We start from the raw sequence: 13,820 nt of genomic DNA on the forward strand, positions 1-13,820 counted from the left end.
TCAATTCGACGCCGGGCCGATGGAATAGTTTTAGAACGCCGCAAAGCCGGGTGCCAACTCGTCAGTCACTCGCTGAACAAAGTAGCCGTCGAAACTTAACTCAAACTGAATCAACCGCTCTAGATCGCGGGTTTCAGTGATGTCAAAACGCGACCACCTCTACGATCACGGTGCGTGTTTGCCCAATAGTCTACAACAACGCCATCTGCCTGCCCGGTGGGCAGAACGCCGTGCAATCCAGATTGAAGCCTTCCCGACGGTCGAGCCCAAGGCGCTTGATTGCCTTGCTGAAGCGCTGCGCCAGCAGGTCGGCAAACGGCCCCTCTCCGCGCATACGCACGCCGAAGCGACTGTCATACACGCCCCCGCCCCGCACCTGGCGTACCAGGCTCATCACATGGGCGGCGCGCTGCGGGTAATGCGCCGCCAGCCACTCCTCGAACAGCGGCGCCACCTCCAGCGGCAGGCGCAGCATCATATACGCGGCACTTTGTGCACCGGCTGCATGGGCTTCGGTGAGCAGGCTCTCCAGCTCGCTGTCGTTGATCATCGGGATCATCGGCGAACACAGCACCCCCACCGGGATACCGGCCTCGCGCATCACCCGGATCGCCCGCAACCGCGCCTTGGGCGCCGCCGTGCGCGGCTCCAGGATGCGCTTGAGTTCGTCGTCGAGGCTGGTGAGGCTGATCATCACCGCCACCAGCCGCTGGCGCGCCAGTTCGGTGAGCAGGTCGAGATCGCGCAGGATCAGCGAGCCCTTGGTGATGATGGTCACCGGGTGCCGATAGCGCAGCAGCACTTCGAGGGTTTGCCGGGTGATCTTGTACTCGCGCTCGATCGGCTGGTACGGATCGGTGTTGGAACCCAGGTTGATCGGCGCACACACGTAGCCGGGCTTGGACAGCTGCTGTTCGAGCACGTCGGCGGCGTTGGTCTTGGCGATCAGCTTGGTTTCGAAATCCAGCCCCGGCGACAGGTCCCAATAGGCATGGCTGGGCCGCGCATAGCAGTAGATGCAGCCATGCTCACACCCGCGATAAGGATTGATCGAGCGATCGAACGGCAAGTCCGGCGAGTTGTTGCGCGTGATGATGGTCTTGGCCGTTTCGATACGCACTTCGGTGCCCTGGGTCGGCGGCACCTCCTGGTACCAGCCGTCGTCCTCGGCCACGCTGACGGTGGGCGCGAAACGATTGTGCAGGTTGGTCGCCGTGCCCCGGCCACGGGGCGGCAGAGGTGCAGACATGAAAACGCCCCTATACTGTTTTTATATACAGTATAGGGGCGCAAGCTGGATGACCAGTGCCGTTTGGCGGTCAGTGCGGTTGCGTGACTTGCCCCAGGTCGTCGCCTGACGTCGTGTGCATGTCGTTCTTGCGCAGGTCGGCCACGTCACTGGCCTTCACCGCAACACCTTTGTTACCCCAACTACCGCGCACGAAGCTGACGACATCCGCCACTTCCTGGTCCGACAGACGCCAGGCAAACGCCGGCATGGTGAAGGTGGAAGGCGCAGTGTGGGTGGCCGGCAATGTGCCGCCGTTCAACACGATGTTGATCAGCGACGTGGCATCCGCCGTCTGCACCACTGGGTTGCCCGCCAGCGCCGGGAACACCCGCGTGTAGCCATGACCGTCGGTGCGATGGCAGGCGGCGCAGTTGTCGATATACACCGACGCGCCCGGCCGGCTGTCATCGCCTTTCCACAGCGCTTCGGCCACCTGCTTGTCATACTGGTGCGGCGGGTTTTGAGGGTCCACCGCCGGCAGGCTCTTGAGGTAGCGGGCGATCGCGGTCAGGTCGTCCTGGGACATGTACTGCATGCTGTGGACGACCACATCGCTCATGCCGCCGAACACCGCGCTGCGATCACTGCGGCCGGTCTTGAGGAATTGCACCAGTTGCTCTTCGCTCCAACTGCCGAGGCCGTCCTTGTGGTCGCCACGCAGGCTTTTCGCGATCCAACCTTCCAGCGGCGCACTGCCGGACAAAAAAGCGCTGCCGTCGGCCGCACTCAAGGCTTTTTCCTGCATGGTCAGCGCCCGCGGCGTATGGCACGCGCCACAGTGGCCGAGGCCCTCGACCAAGTAAGCGCCACGGCTGATCACTGGATCGGCGCCCGCCACTTCCGGGGTATCCGCCACGGGCGGGGCAAACATCCAGCGCCACGCCGCCAACGGCGAACGCATGCTCAAGGGCCAGGGAATGTCACTGGCCCGGTTTTCCTGGGCGACCGGTTCCACGCCCTTCATGAAGTACGCATACAGCGCCTGCATGTCGCTTTCACTGACGCGGGCGTAAGACGGATAGGGCATCGCTGGGTAAAGCGTACTGCCGCTCTTGGCGACGCCATGGCGCACGGCCTTGTCGAAGTCCGCGAAGCTGTAGGCGCCCAGGCCGGTCTTGTCCGGGGTGATGTTGGTGGAATAGATCACGCCGATGGGGGTCTCCATCGGCAGGCCGCCGGCGAACGGCTTGCCGCCCTTGGCAGTGTGGCAGGCGACGCAGTCGCCGGCGCGGGCCAGGTATTCGCCTTGCTTGATCAGGTCGGTGTCGGCGGCGCTCACCGAGCAGTTGCCGAGCAACGCCAGGGAAGCCGCAAAGGAGGCGATAACACGTGCTTTCATGGTCATCGTTCCTTATGCCTGAACCAGTGGGCCGGGATTTTTCAGGTACTGCTCGCGAATCGCTCGCGCCGACCAGTAGGTCAACGCCGCCACCAGGCCGGTAGGGTTGTAACCTAGACCTTGTGGGAAAGCGGACGCGCCGGGGACAAACACGTTGTGTACATCCCAGCACTGCAGGTAGCGGTTCAACGCACTGGTTTTCGGGTCGGTGCCCATGATCGCGCCGCCGTTGAGGTGGGTGGTCTGATAGGACGCGGTATTGAAATGCTCACCGACCTTCTTGCCCAGCACGGCAATGGCCTTGGGGTTCATCGCTTCGGCGATCTTGCCCATTTTCTCGACCATGAAGCGGTTCATCTTGATGTCGTTTTCCTGCCAGTCGAAGGTCATGCGCAGCAGCGGCAGGCCGTAGGCATCGTGGTACACCGGGTCCAGATCGAGGTAGTTACCGCGGTAGGATTGATGCGCGCCGTGGGCATCCATCGACACCTGATGGGTGTAGTAATCAGCGGTGGCACGCTTCCAGGCGCTGCCCCACGCCGGAGTACCGGGTGGGTTGGAGGTGCCGGCGATCGGCCGACTGCCGGCTTGGTTGACCCACATCGGCGAGCCCCCGACGAAGCCATGGGGCCCGTGGTCGAAGTTGTCGGCGTTGAAGTCATCGATGGCCACGCCATTGCCGCCAGCACCGATAAAGTTGTTGGTGTGGGTGTCCTTGTCGAAGAAGGCCTTGATGGTCGCCATGTTCTGGTAGGCGAAGTTCTTGCCTACCACGCCTTCGCCGCTGATCGGGTCGTAGGGCTTGCCGATCCCCGACAGCAGCATCAAGCGCACGTTATGGAACTGGAACGCGCCGAGAATCACCAAATCGGCCGGCTGCTCGCATTCCCGCCCCTGGGCGTCGATATAGGTCACGCCGGTCGCCTTGCTCTTGGTGCTGTCGAGGTTGACCTTGAGTACGTGGGAATTCGGCCGCAGCTCGAAGTTCGGCACCTGGCGCAACGCTGGCAGGATGTTCACGTTCGGCGACGCCTTGGAGTACATGTAGCACACGTAGCCACTGCAAAAACCGCAGAAGTTGCACGGGCCCATCTGCGCGCCATAGGGGTTGGTGTATGGCCCCGAGGTATTGGCTGATGGCAGGTTGTAGGGTTTGTAACCGACTGCCGTGGCTGCTTTCTGAAACAGCTGCGCCGACACCGTGTTCTTCTGCGCCTCCAACGGGAACGGGTTGGAACGATCCGGCGCATACGGGTTGCCGCCACGGCCTTCGCCGACCAACTGACCGTTGACGGTCCAGGCCTGGCCGGAGGTGCCGAAGACTTTTTCGGCGTAGTCGAAAAACGGCTCCAGCTCTTCATAGCTGACGCCGAAGTCCTGGATAGTCATGTCCTTGGGAATGAAATGTTTGCCGTAGCGCTCTTCGTAGTGGCTGCGCATGCGCAACTCGATAGGGTCGACGCGAAAATGCACACCCGACCAGTGCAGCCCCGCACCGCCGACGCCGTTGCCCGGCAAAAAGGCGCCGAGCTGACGGTTGGGCAGGGCGACGTCATTCACGCTATGGCGAATCGTCACCGTCTCCTTGGAGATGTCCTGGAAGAGTTTTTTACGCACGCTGTAGGTCAATTCGTCGATGACCTGGGGATAGTTGCCGTCCGGGTAAGTGTCCTGCATCGGGCCGCGCTCTAGCGCTACCACGTTGAGGCCCGCTTCCGTCAGTTCCTTGGCCATGATCGCGCCAGTCCAGCCGAAGCCGACGATCACCGCATCCACTTTTTTCATGATGGTCGCCACGTTTATGCCCTCTCGCCGCGAATGGAAACCGCCGGGAAGGGGTATTGCTCGTTGCGCTCCACCCAATCCATGAAGTCGGCGCGGGCGCCGGGGAAGCCGATCATGGTCCAGCCGACCAGACCTTTATTGCCGCCGTGGATCGGATCGCAGAAGAAGCCTTCCTTGGTGTTTTGCAGCAGCAAATTGAAGAACATCTTCGGCGGCACCGCGTCGAAATGGGCACTCACCTCACTACCGCCAGCCTCCAGGCGGCGCAGCATGTCATCCTGGGTAGCGCTGTCTTGCGCAGCAAAAGCCTTGCCGTTGAACGCTTTCGACCAGGCATCCGTCGCGGCAATGCCCAGGCGATAGATGACCTTGGGTACCAACTTGCTCTGCCAGCCCATTTCCGGCGCGGCGTCGGCGTTGAACGGACCTTGCATGAACCACAGCGCGCCACTGGCGTAGGGCGTGTTCATCTGGCGGTCGATGTATTCCGCCGCACCGGCTTCCAGGGCGCCAGGGCCTTGGGCATCGGCGGGGATCAGGCGCGCCACGGCGGCGTTGATGAATGCCCATTCTTCGGCGCTGAAATAGCTCGGCTCATACGCCTTGTCGCTGACCGGCGGCGGAGCGGGGCTGGCTTGGGCCGGTGCGGGCGCGGCCATCAGCATCGAACCGCCAAGGCCGGTGCTGGCAACCGTGACCACCGGGATCAAGGTCAAGGATTTGCGCAAAAAGTCACGCCGGGGGTTGTCTTGATCTTGATCAGACATGGGTGTACCTCATCATGTGGTCACGGGTTTATCAGCCGCTTCTAGGAGCAGCTTGTGGTTTGGCAGCAGCAAGGTGGACCCCACCGATCCAAGCAGATAGAACGTAGCGGCAATCAATAGTTACAAATGATAGCAGGCTAAGTATAAAGAGAATCGATTCAGCGTCAAAACTGCACCATCGACGGTGATTCACATTTCTTTGACGCGCCCCTCACACCCCATTGACCGCGCCTGGCCGACTCTTGGCATCACCCGCCAACCCCCTATCGGTTACGTCGCCCATGTTCAATCATCAATGGCTACCGGCCCTCGGCCTTGCGTTCCTGGCACTGTTCACCAGCGCTCACACCTGGGCGGACGACAGCACATCCCTGCGTTCCCCCGAATGGGCGCAGCCGGTCGGCAATCAATACAACCTGCACCAGATGACGCCCACCCTCTACCGCAGCGCGCTGCCGGACAGCAATGCCGTGCCCCTGCTGGAAAAACTCAAGGTCGGCACGGTGATCAACTTTCTGCCGGAGTCCGACGACAGCTGGCTAAAAAATTCTGATATCCGACAGATCCAGCTGATTTATCGCACAAATCATGTCGATGACGCTGACGTGCTGGCTGCACTGAGGGCGATCCGCGACTCCGAAGCCAACGGTGCAGTGCTGATGCACTGCAAGCATGGCTCAGACCGCACCGGCCTGATGGCGGCGATGTATCGCGTGGTGGTTCAGGGCTGGAGCAAGGAAGAGGCGTTGAACGAAATGACCTTGGGCGGCTTCGGCAGCAGCAAGGGCTTCAAGGACGGCGTTCGCTACATGATGAAGGCCGATATCGACAAGTTGCGCACAGCCTTGGCCAATGGCGATTGCAGCACCAGCGCGTTTGCCCTGTGCTCGGTGAAAAGCTGGTTCAACACAGCCGGCAACAGCCATGTCGAACCTCTGAAAAGCACGCTGACGCTGACAACCCCCTGACAGGGTCTCAGTCTTTCTTCAGCTTGGGATTAGGAAAAAATTGCACCGACTGCACCGTCGGGTCCGGCGCTTTGAGCGCCGAGGTGTTGACCCGCGTGCCCAATTCCTTGGGCACCGACAAGCCCTGATCATTCAGCGTGTCGGTATAGCCGCAGGCCACGCACTCGCGATGCGGCACGTTGTCCTCGGTCCACATCTTCAACTTGTCCGGCTCGCTGCACGCCGGGCAGACGGCCCCGGCGATAAATTGCTTTTTGGTACTCACAGGTACTTCACTCATGCTGCTGCGTCCTCACTCAGGCCACTGTGGCGCAAGAGTGCGTCAATCGACGGCGCACGCCCGCGGAAATCGACAAACAACACCATCGGCGCCTGGGAACCGCCACGGGCCAGGATCGCCTCGCGGAAAGCACGTCCGGTTTCGGCGTTGAGCACGCCGTCTTCTTCGAACTTGGAGAACGCATCGGCCGACAGCACTTCAGCCCACTTGTAGCTGTAGTAACCCGCAGCGTAACCACCGGCAAAGACATGCGCAAAGCTGTTGGGGAAGCGGTTATAGGCCGGCGGACGCATCACCGACACCTCGTCGCGCACGCTTTCAAGTACCTGCGCCACACTGCGGCCATCGCCATGGGTGGCATGCAATTCAAAGTCGAACAGCGAGAACTCCAACTGGCGCACCATCATCAGGCCGGACTGGAAGTTCTTCGCCGCGAGCATTTTTTCCAGCAGGTCCTGGGGCAGCGGCTCGCCGGTTTCATAATGGCCGGAGATCAGTGCCAGGCCTTCCGGCTCCCAGCACCAGTTCTCCATGAACTGGCTCGGCAATTCCACCGCATCCCAGGCCACGCCGTTGATGCCGGACACGCCGGCATGCTCGACACGGGTCAGCAGGTGATGCAGGCCGTGGCCGAATTCGTGGAACAGCGTCGTCACTTCGTCGTGGGTCAGCAGGGCAGGCTTGCCGCTGTCGGCCGGGGTGAAGTTGCACACCAGGTTGGCCACCGGGCTTTGCAGCACGCCGTCGATGGTGCGGCGACGGTCGCGAGCGCCATCCATCCAGGCGCCGCCACGCTTGTTGGCACGGGCGTACAGGTCGAAGAAGAAGCGGCCGACGTGCTGGCCGTTTTCCTTGATTTCGAACAGGCGCACGTCTGGGTGCCAGGTGTCGAAGCCCTTCTGCTCGGCGATCTCGATGCCATACAGGCGCTGCACGATGGCGAACAGGCCGCCAAGCACCTTGTCGATCGGGAAGTAGGCGCGCAGGGCTTCCTGGGACACGCTGTAGCGCTGCTCACGCAGTTTTTCACCGTAGAAACCGCTGTCCCAGCTTTGCAGGTCGGCGCAGCCTTGTTCGGCGGCGTAGGCTTTGAGCTGTTGCAGGTCCTGGGCGGCAAACGGCTTGCTGCGCTTGGCCAGGTCGCGCAGGAAGCTCAGCACCTGGTCGCTGGAGTCGGCCATTTTCGTGGCCAGGCTCAATTCCGAGAAGGACGCATAGCCCAGCAGTTGGGCGAGTTCCTGACGCAGGTCGAGGATCTGTTCCATGACCGGGCCGTTATCGTTCTGACCGGCATTCGGGCCTTGGTCCGACGCTCGGGTGCAATAGGCTGCGTAGATTTCTTCGCGCAGGGCGCGGTCCTGGGCGTAGGTCATCACCGCGTAGTAGCTGGGGAATTCCAGGGTGATCAGCCAACCGTCGAGGCCTTTGGCCTGGGCTGCGGCGGCCATTTGCGCCTTGGCCGAGTCGGTCAGGCCGGCGAGGGTGGCCTCATCGGTGACGTGTTTGGTCCAGGCCTGGGTCGCGTCCAGCAACTGGTTGGAGAACTTGCTGCCCAGTTCGGAGAGCTTGCTTTGCACTTCGGCGTAGCGTTTTTGCTGTTCGGGCGGCAGGTCGATACCCGACAGGCGGAAATCGCGCAGCGAGTGTTCCAGGATGGTTTTTTGCGCCACGTCGAAACCGCCGGCTTCCGGGCTGCTGGCCAGGGCTTCGAAGGCCTGGAACAGTTCGCGGTTCTGGCCCATCTCGGTGGAATAGGCGCTCAACGCCGGCAGGCATGCCTCGTAGGCTTCGCGCAGTTCGGCGCTGTTGCACACGGCATTGAGGTGGCTGACCGGGCTCCAGGCGGCACCCAGGCGATCATTCAGCTCATCCATGGCGAGGACCAGGCCGGCCCACGTCGGATTTTTCCCCTGGCTTTGCAGGATGCCTTCGATGGCAAGCCGGTTGTCGGCGAGGATCTGTTCGATGGCCGGCTGAACGTGCTCGGCACGGATCGCCGAGAACGGCGGCAGGTCATAGGGCTGCAGAAGAGGGTTGTTCGCGCTCACGGTTGGCACCTTGGCTGAAGAAACATGTAAGAACAAAGATGGGGCCATCTTAATTACAATCAACGTCCACCGCAGCTATCAGCAGAAGAGAGAGAGGCTATCGTGACCCTTCGCACCTATCAGAACCACACGCCAACCCTGGGCGCCGGGGCTTTTGTCGATATTTCGGCGGTGGTGATCGGCGATGTCGAAATCGGCGACGACAGCTCGGTTTGGCCGCTGACGGTGATCCGCGGCGACATGCACCGCATCCGCATCGGCGCGCGCACCAGCGTGCAGGACGGCTGCGTGCTGCACATTACCCACGCCGGGCCGTTCAATCCCGATGGTTTTGCGCTGCTGATCGGCGACGACGTGACCATCGCCCACAAAGTCATGCTGCACGGCTGCACCGTCGGCAATCGCATCCTGATCGGCATGGGCAGCATCGTGATGGACGGCGCCGTGGTCGAAGACGACGTAATCATCGGTGCCGGCAGCCTGGTGCCGCCGGGCAAGAGACTTGAAAGCGGCTTCTTGTATGTCGGCAGTCCGGTTAAACAGATCCGCGAACTGACTGACAAGGAACGCGCGTTTTTCACCTACAGCGCCGCGAACTACGTGAAGCTCAAGGACCTGCACCTGGCCGAGGGATTCGATCAATGACTCTGCACCATCAAACCGTACTGTTCGACCTAGACGGCACCCTGACCGACCCGCGCGAGGGCATTACCCGTTCGATCCAGTACGCCCTGGGCAAACTCGGTATCGACGAGCCGGACATCACCCAACTGGAACACTTCATCGGCCCTCCGTTGCTGCAAGCCTTCATGCAGTTCTACGACTTCGACGAAGCCAAGGCCTGGGAAGCGGTGAATTTCTACCGTGAACGCTTCAAAGTCACCGGTTTGTATGAAAACCGCGTGTTCGACGGGGTGATGCCGCTGCTCGAAGCCCTCAACAGCCAGGGGCGCCAGCTGTACGTGGCCACCTCCAAGCCGTGGGAATTTGCCCGCGAGATCGCCCGTCATTTCGATTTTGCCAAGCACTTCAAGGTGATCTACGGCAGCGAACTGGACGGCACGCGCACCAACAAGGTCGAGCTGATCGCCCACTTGATGCGCGAAGAACGCCTGGACCCGGCCACCACCTTGATGATCGGCGACCGCAAGCATGACTTGATCGGGGCGCGCAGCAATGGGCTGGATTCGGCGGCGGTCGGGTATGGGTTCGGCAGTTTCGAAGAGCTGAGTGCCGAAGCGCCGACCTGGCATTTCGAGACGTTGGCGCAGATGCATCAGGCGTTTTTGCAGCGGCCTTGAGCGCGCTATCGGGAGCAAGCTCCCTCCCACATTTTGATCCGTGTACGCAGGCTAAATGTGGGAGGGGGCTTGCTCCCGATGAGGCCCTACCGGCCAACACCTTCCAACTGCCTCAACGCCGCCTTACGCTGCGCCACCGGCAGTTGGCCCATCCGCTCCACTGCCGCATAGAACTTCAGCCAATCCCCACCTTCCTGCCGGAACAACGCCGCAAACGCCGGCACCCACTGGTCATACAGCCCGAACGGTAAAAGCCGCGCATTGTTCATCGGCAGGTTCATCCAGGCGTCATAACGCTTGTCGCCGCCCCACTGACTGTCCCGCACCCGCCGGTAGTCGCTGCGCAAACGCTCGAATTCAGCCGCCTTGGCCCGCCGCATCGCATCGGCCGCCAACGGCTGGGCGTAGAGTGTTTCCAGACGTTTGCGAGTATCGAGGACCAACTGGGTAAATTGGTCACGCTGCTGCAGCGCCGCGCTGCCGATCGGCGCCAGGCCCCGGGCGGCGCGCCATTGGCGCGTGCCTTCCTGCTCGACGAAGGTGGCAAAGGATTCGTTGAACTCGGTGTCGTCCTTCACGTAAAAGCGTTGGTGCGCCAGTTCGTGAAAAATCAACGTGGCCAGGCGCTCATCGCCCCAGCCCAGCATCGAACTCATGATCGGGTCATTGAACCAACCCAAGGTGGAATAGGCCTCGACGCCGCCAATCGACACGTCCATGCCTTGTTGCTTGAGCAACGCCGCCTCACCCCGCGCCGCGCCCTGGCTGTAATAACCGCGATAGGCGACACAACCAGCGATGGGAAAGCAGTGATTTTGCGCCGACAAGGAAAATTCCTGCGTGGCAAAAACATTCCAGACCACATAAGGCCGGCCAATATCGGCGTACAGCCGGTAACTCTGATTGTCAGGCAGGTGCAACTGCTCGCTGGCGAACGTGCGCGCCTTTTGCGATTGCACCAAGTGCTCACGTAACTGTTGCGGCCGCGCCGGGTCGGCAATCACCTTGGCCACCGGCTCCCGAGCCTGCAGCAACTGCCACTGGCCGCTGGCCAATTGGCCGTAGTAATCGACGCTGGAACAACCGCTGAGCAGCACCCACCACAACCCTGGAAGAAAACGCCTGATCATGCCGCGACTGCTCCTGGGTAATTGGCTCGCCAGCCTATCGTGACTGCCCGGCGTTTTTCCATGGCGTAGCGCGTTTATACTCAAGGCTCTCCTTGTGTTGAGTGCCCGCCATGCGCCAGCTAGTGCTTCCCATCGCCGCCCTGTTGCTCAGCGCCTGTGCTTTACCACCCATCCCGCCGATGGACGCGCAACAGGCCTGGGTCGATTTCGCCACCCCGACACCGGGGGCCAAGCTGGTGATGGCCCAACGTCTGGATGGGAAAAACCTCAACGACGGGCGCTTCTTCCAGGTCCCGCCGGGCAGTCACGAGTTGATGGTGCGGTTTGATTTCGAAGTGCCGACCGGCGGCAGCTTTGGCGGGTTGTCACAGACCCAGGACCGGACCTGCTTCATGACCTTGCAGTACGACCACTTCGAGGCAGGCCAGCGTTATCGCCTGGAGGGGCGCTCGTTGTCCTACACGCCGAATATCCGGCTGTACAACGCCGCGCGTCAGTTATTGGCGCAGGAGCGCAGCGTGAACTGCATCTGATCAGTCATTGTTCTTCTGGTAGATGATTGCCTTGGTACCGTTCTCACACGTGCCTACGACCATGGCGACATCGTGCTTGTCGGCTTCTTCCTTGCTGACGATTTCCAGGGTGTAGGACGGAATCGCCTTGGCCTGGATCTTCACTTCGATCTCTTTCCTGAGTTCTTCGCAGTCTTTGGGCGCGGCCACAGCCGATGTGGCCAATACACCGCAGATGATCGCCAAGACAAAACGTTTCATGTGTGAAGCTCCCTGAATGCACGCGCACGAATGTGCGCCTATAGCTGCATAGGCTATAGGACCACATCGGGGAAACACGAGTTCTGATTTAACGCACAACTGAATGTGGGAGGGAGCAAGCCCCCTCTCACCTAAGGCTGTGTCAGTCGACGAGGGTGGCGTCCAGGCTGATTTTCGCGTTCAGCACCTTGGACACCGGGCACCCTTCCTTGGCTTTTTTGCTCAGCTCATCGAACTGCGCCTGGCTCGCGCCGGGAATCTTGGCGTTGAGGATCAGGTGTACAGCGGTGATCGCAAAACCACCGTCGACCTGGTCCAGGGTCACTTCGGCCTGGGTGTCGATGCTGTCAGCCTTGAGCCCGGCGTCGCCGAGAATCATGGAAAACGCCATGGAGAAACAACCAGCGTGGGCCGCACCGATCAACTCTTCAGGGTTGGTGCCCTTGCCGCCCTCGAAACGGGCCTTGAAGCCGTAGGGCGCTTCGCGCAGCACGCCGGTTTCCGTGGAGATGGAACCCAGGCCTGTCTTCAGATCACCTTCCCAATGCGCGGATGCTTTTTTAACGATACTCATAGCAGTCTCCTCAAACGATGGTTTTGCGTCAGTAAGGGTTCTGAGGATAGATGCTTTGGCAAAGTTCACTTGTAAGAGAAACCTAGCAACAAAGTAGGAAATTTCGCACGACCTATTGAATCTCGGGTATATGCCCTCATTGCATAGAACATGCACATGAAGCGGCAGGTTTTGGTTCGTCTAAGAAACCTGCGCCCTTATTGGAGAAGCAGGCTTATGAAATCGCTGTCCGACGTGAAGTTCTCGACCCTCGACCTGGTGCCCGTGCGGGCCAACGGCAGCGCCGCGCAGTCGTTGCGCAATTCCCTGGACCTGGCCCAGCATGTGGAAAAGTTTGGCTACAACCGCTTCTGGGTGGCGGAACACCACAATATGGACGGCATCGCCAGCTCGGCCACCTCGGTATTGCTCGGTTACCTGGCCGGCGGCACCTCGACCATCCGCGTCGGCTCCGGCGGCGTGATGCTGCCCAACCATGCACCGCTGGTGATCGCCGAACAATTCGGCACCCTGGAAAGCCTGTACCCCGGCAGGATCGACCTGGGCCTGGGCCGTGCGCCCGGTTCCGACCAGATGACCGCCCGCGCCCTGCGCCGTGAGCGCTCCGGCAGCGCCGACGACTTCCCCGAAGACGTGGCCGAATTGATGGCCTACCTCGGCCCGCGCACGCCCGACCAGCGGGTGATCGCGGTTCCCGGCACCGGCACCAACGTCCCGGTGTGGCTGCTCGGGTCCAGCCTGTTCAGCGCACAGTTGGCGGGGGAACGCGGCTTGCCCTACGCCTTTGCCTCGCATTTCGCACCGCGCTTGATGCATGAGGCGATTCGCGTGTACCGCAATCACTTCAAGCCTTCGGCCGTTCTGGACAAGCCTTACGTAATGCTCGGCCTTCCGTTGGTCGCGGCGGATACCGACGAACAGGCCGATTACCTGGCCACTTCCGTCTACCAACGCATCCTGGCGCTGATGCGCGGGCAGAGCCTGGTGCAGCGTCCGCCGGTGGAAAGCATGGACGGCCTGTGGCTACCCCATGAAAAAGACGCGGTGGGCAGCTTCCTCGGCCTGGCGATGGTCGGCAGCCCGGCGAAGATCCGCGCCAAACTGGAAGTACTGGTCGAACAGACCGGCGCCGACGAGCTGATCTTTACCTGCGACCTGTACGAACACGCCGACCGGATTCATTCCTACGAGCTGCTCGCGCAGTTGATGAAGGGCTAAATCTGGCAGGCGAAAAAAAACCGACGCACGCGCGTCGGTTAATGAGATGGTCACCCCCAACACCCTGTGAGGGCTACGCTTTCACGGGGTGTTTTGTTTTCGGAGGCCATCATCATGAGCGAATCAGCACTGATCGGTATCGATCTCGGCAAACATACTTTCCACCTGCACGGCCAGGATAAGTCGGGCTGCGAGGTGTTTCGCAGAAAATGCTCACGAGCGCAGATGATGCAGTTTTTCGGCAATGTGCCGAGCTGTGTCGTGGTGATGGAGGCCTGTGCAGGGTCGCATTTTGTCGCTCGCCAACTGATGGCGATGGGACACACGGCCAAGCTGATTTCCCCGC

14 protein-coding genes and 1 pseudogene are annotated in these 13,820 nt (G+C 61.2%); 6 read left to right on the plus strand and 9 right to left on the minus strand.

Annotated features, from left to right (window positions below; genetic code table 11):
- Window positions 1-190 precede the first annotated feature (190 nt).
- The 4 genes from INT12_RS20135 to INT12_RS20150 form a co-directional block, all read right to left on the minus strand.
- Window positions 191-1,249, minus strand: a complete 1,059-nt coding sequence (locus INT12_RS20135) for a PA0069 family radical SAM protein (protein ID WP_169865945.1) — start codon at window positions 1,247-1,249, stop codon at window positions 191-193.
- A 70-nt stretch (window positions 1,250-1,319) separates the two neighbouring features.
- On the minus strand, window positions 1,320-2,630 hold the full coding sequence (locus tag INT12_RS20140; protein ID WP_193039650.1) for a c-type cytochrome: 1,311 nt from the start codon (window positions 2,628-2,630) through the stop codon (window positions 1,320-1,322).
- A 12-nt stretch (window positions 2,631-2,642) separates the two neighbouring features.
- On the minus strand, window positions 2,643-4,427 hold the full coding sequence (locus INT12_RS20145; RefSeq protein ID WP_026140283.1) for a GMC family oxidoreductase: 1,785 nt from the start codon (window positions 4,425-4,427) through the stop codon (window positions 2,643-2,645).
- Between the two features lie 2 nt (window positions 4,428-4,429).
- Complete coding sequence (locus INT12_RS20150; protein WP_046381546.1) at window positions 4,430-5,182, minus strand: gluconate 2-dehydrogenase subunit 3 family protein; 753 nt, start codon at window positions 5,180-5,182, stop codon at window positions 4,430-4,432.
- A 281-nt stretch (window positions 5,183-5,463) separates the two neighbouring features.
- Between INT12_RS20150 and INT12_RS20155 the strand changes: the two genes are divergently transcribed.
- Window positions 5,464-6,150, plus strand: a complete 687-nt coding sequence (locus tag INT12_RS20155) for a tyrosine-protein phosphatase (RefSeq protein WP_017848997.1) — start codon at window positions 5,464-5,466, stop codon at window positions 6,148-6,150.
- A gap of 7 nt (window positions 6,151-6,157) precedes the next feature.
- Here INT12_RS20155 and INT12_RS20160 read toward each other — a convergent pair whose 3' ends face one another.
- Together INT12_RS20160 and prlC are read right to left on the minus strand one after the other, a co-directional pair.
- The gene (locus tag INT12_RS20160) at window positions 6,158-6,430 is read right to left on the minus strand and encodes a YheV family putative zinc ribbon protein (RefSeq protein ID WP_017848996.1); all 273 of its coding nucleotides are present in this window, start codon (window positions 6,428-6,430) and stop codon (window positions 6,158-6,160) included.
- A complete protein-coding gene (gene prlC, locus INT12_RS20165) occupies window positions 6,427-8,478 on the minus strand; it encodes an oligopeptidase A (protein WP_017848995.1) in 2,052 nt (683 codons plus the stop codon). Before prlC ends, INT12_RS20160 begins: the two co-directional genes overlap by 4 nt.
- A 102-nt stretch (window positions 8,479-8,580) precedes the next feature.
- Here prlC and INT12_RS20170 point away from each other — a divergent pair, with 102 nt between their 5' ends.
- Window positions 8,581-9,123, plus strand: a complete 543-nt coding sequence (locus tag INT12_RS20170) for a gamma carbonic anhydrase family protein (protein WP_017848994.1) — start codon at window positions 8,581-8,583, stop codon at window positions 9,121-9,123.
- A complete protein-coding gene (locus tag INT12_RS20175) occupies window positions 9,120-9,779 on the plus strand; it encodes an HAD family hydrolase (RefSeq protein WP_079442550.1) in 660 nt (219 codons plus the stop codon). Before INT12_RS20170 ends, INT12_RS20175 begins: the two co-directional genes overlap by 4 nt.
- An 86-nt stretch (window positions 9,780-9,865) precedes the next feature.
- On the opposite strand, the gene INT12_RS20180 is transcribed toward INT12_RS20175, so the two are convergent.
- Complete coding sequence (locus INT12_RS20180) at window positions 9,866-10,909, minus strand: aminopeptidase (protein ID WP_026140282.1); 1,044 nt, start codon at window positions 10,907-10,909, stop codon at window positions 9,866-9,868.
- A gap of 110 nt (window positions 10,910-11,019) precedes the next feature.
- Between INT12_RS20180 and INT12_RS20185 the strand changes: the two genes are divergently transcribed.
- A complete protein-coding gene (locus INT12_RS20185; protein WP_017848991.1) occupies window positions 11,020-11,442 on the plus strand; it encodes a hypothetical protein in 423 nt (140 codons plus the stop codon).
- Here INT12_RS20185 and INT12_RS20190 read toward each other — a convergent pair whose 3' ends face one another.
- Both INT12_RS20190 and INT12_RS20195 read right to left on the minus strand, forming a co-directional pair.
- Window positions 11,443-11,682 carry a DUF1161 domain-containing protein gene (locus INT12_RS20190; RefSeq protein WP_017848990.1) on the minus strand — a complete coding sequence of 80 codons (240 nt, stop codon included), beginning with the start codon at window positions 11,680-11,682 and terminating at the stop codon, window positions 11,443-11,445.
- Between the two features lie 142 nt (window positions 11,683-11,824).
- The gene (locus INT12_RS20195) at window positions 11,825-12,256 is read right to left on the minus strand and encodes an OsmC family protein (RefSeq protein ID WP_017848989.1); all 432 of its coding nucleotides are present in this window, start codon (window positions 12,254-12,256) and stop codon (window positions 11,825-11,827) included.
- A gap of 216 nt (window positions 12,257-12,472) precedes the next feature.
- Between INT12_RS20195 and INT12_RS20200 the strand changes: the two genes are divergently transcribed.
- On the plus strand, window positions 12,473-13,474 hold the full coding sequence (locus tag INT12_RS20200) for an LLM class flavin-dependent oxidoreductase (protein ID WP_017848988.1): 1,002 nt from the start codon (window positions 12,473-12,475) through the stop codon (window positions 13,472-13,474).
- Between the two features lie 114 nt (window positions 13,475-13,588).
- Window positions 13,589-13,820, plus strand: a pseudogene (locus tag INT12_RS20205) (IS110 family transposase); the annotation flags it as partial.

The sequence above is a fragment of the Pseudomonas sp. K8 genome, from assembly GCF_014889455.1.
Taxonomy (GTDB): domain Bacteria; phylum Pseudomonadota; class Gammaproteobacteria; order Pseudomonadales; family Pseudomonadaceae; genus Aquipseudomonas; species Aquipseudomonas veronii.

Coding starts and splice junctions, on each gene's coding strand:
- INT12_RS20135 (WP_169865945.1), bottom strand. CDS start 1,249: ATGTCTGCACCTCTGCCGCCCCGTGGCCGGGGCACGGCGACCAACCTG.
- INT12_RS20140 (WP_193039650.1), bottom strand. CDS start 2,630: ATGAAAGCACGTGTTATCGCCTCCTTTGCGGCTTCCCTGGCGTTGCTC.
- INT12_RS20150 (WP_046381546.1), bottom strand. CDS start 5,182: ATGTCTGATCAAGATCAAGACAACCCCCGGCGTGACTTTTTGCGCAAA.
- INT12_RS20155 (WP_017848997.1), top strand. CDS start 5,464: ATGTTCAATCATCAATGGCTACCGGCCCTCGGCCTTGCGTTCCTGGCA.
- INT12_RS20160 (WP_017848996.1), bottom strand. CDS start 6,430: ATGAGTGAAGTACCTGTGAGTACCAAAAAGCAATTTATCGCCGGGGCC.
- INT12_RS20175 (WP_079442550.1), top strand. CDS start 9,120: ATGACTCTGCACCATCAAACCGTACTGTTCGACCTAGACGGCACCCTG.
- INT12_RS20180 (WP_026140282.1), bottom strand. CDS start 10,909: ATGATCAGGCGTTTTCTTCCAGGGTTGTGGTGGGTGCTGCTCAGCGGT.
- INT12_RS20185 (WP_017848991.1), top strand. CDS start 11,020: ATGCGCCAGCTAGTGCTTCCCATCGCCGCCCTGTTGCTCAGCGCCTGT.
- INT12_RS20190 (WP_017848990.1), bottom strand. CDS start 11,682: ATGAAACGTTTTGTCTTGGCGATCATCTGCGGTGTATTGGCCACATCG.
- INT12_RS20195 (WP_017848989.1), bottom strand. CDS start 12,256: ATGAGTATCGTTAAAAAAGCATCCGCGCATTGGGAAGGTGATCTGAAG.
- INT12_RS20200 (WP_017848988.1), top strand. CDS start 12,473: ATGAAATCGCTGTCCGACGTGAAGTTCTCGACCCTCGACCTGGTGCCC.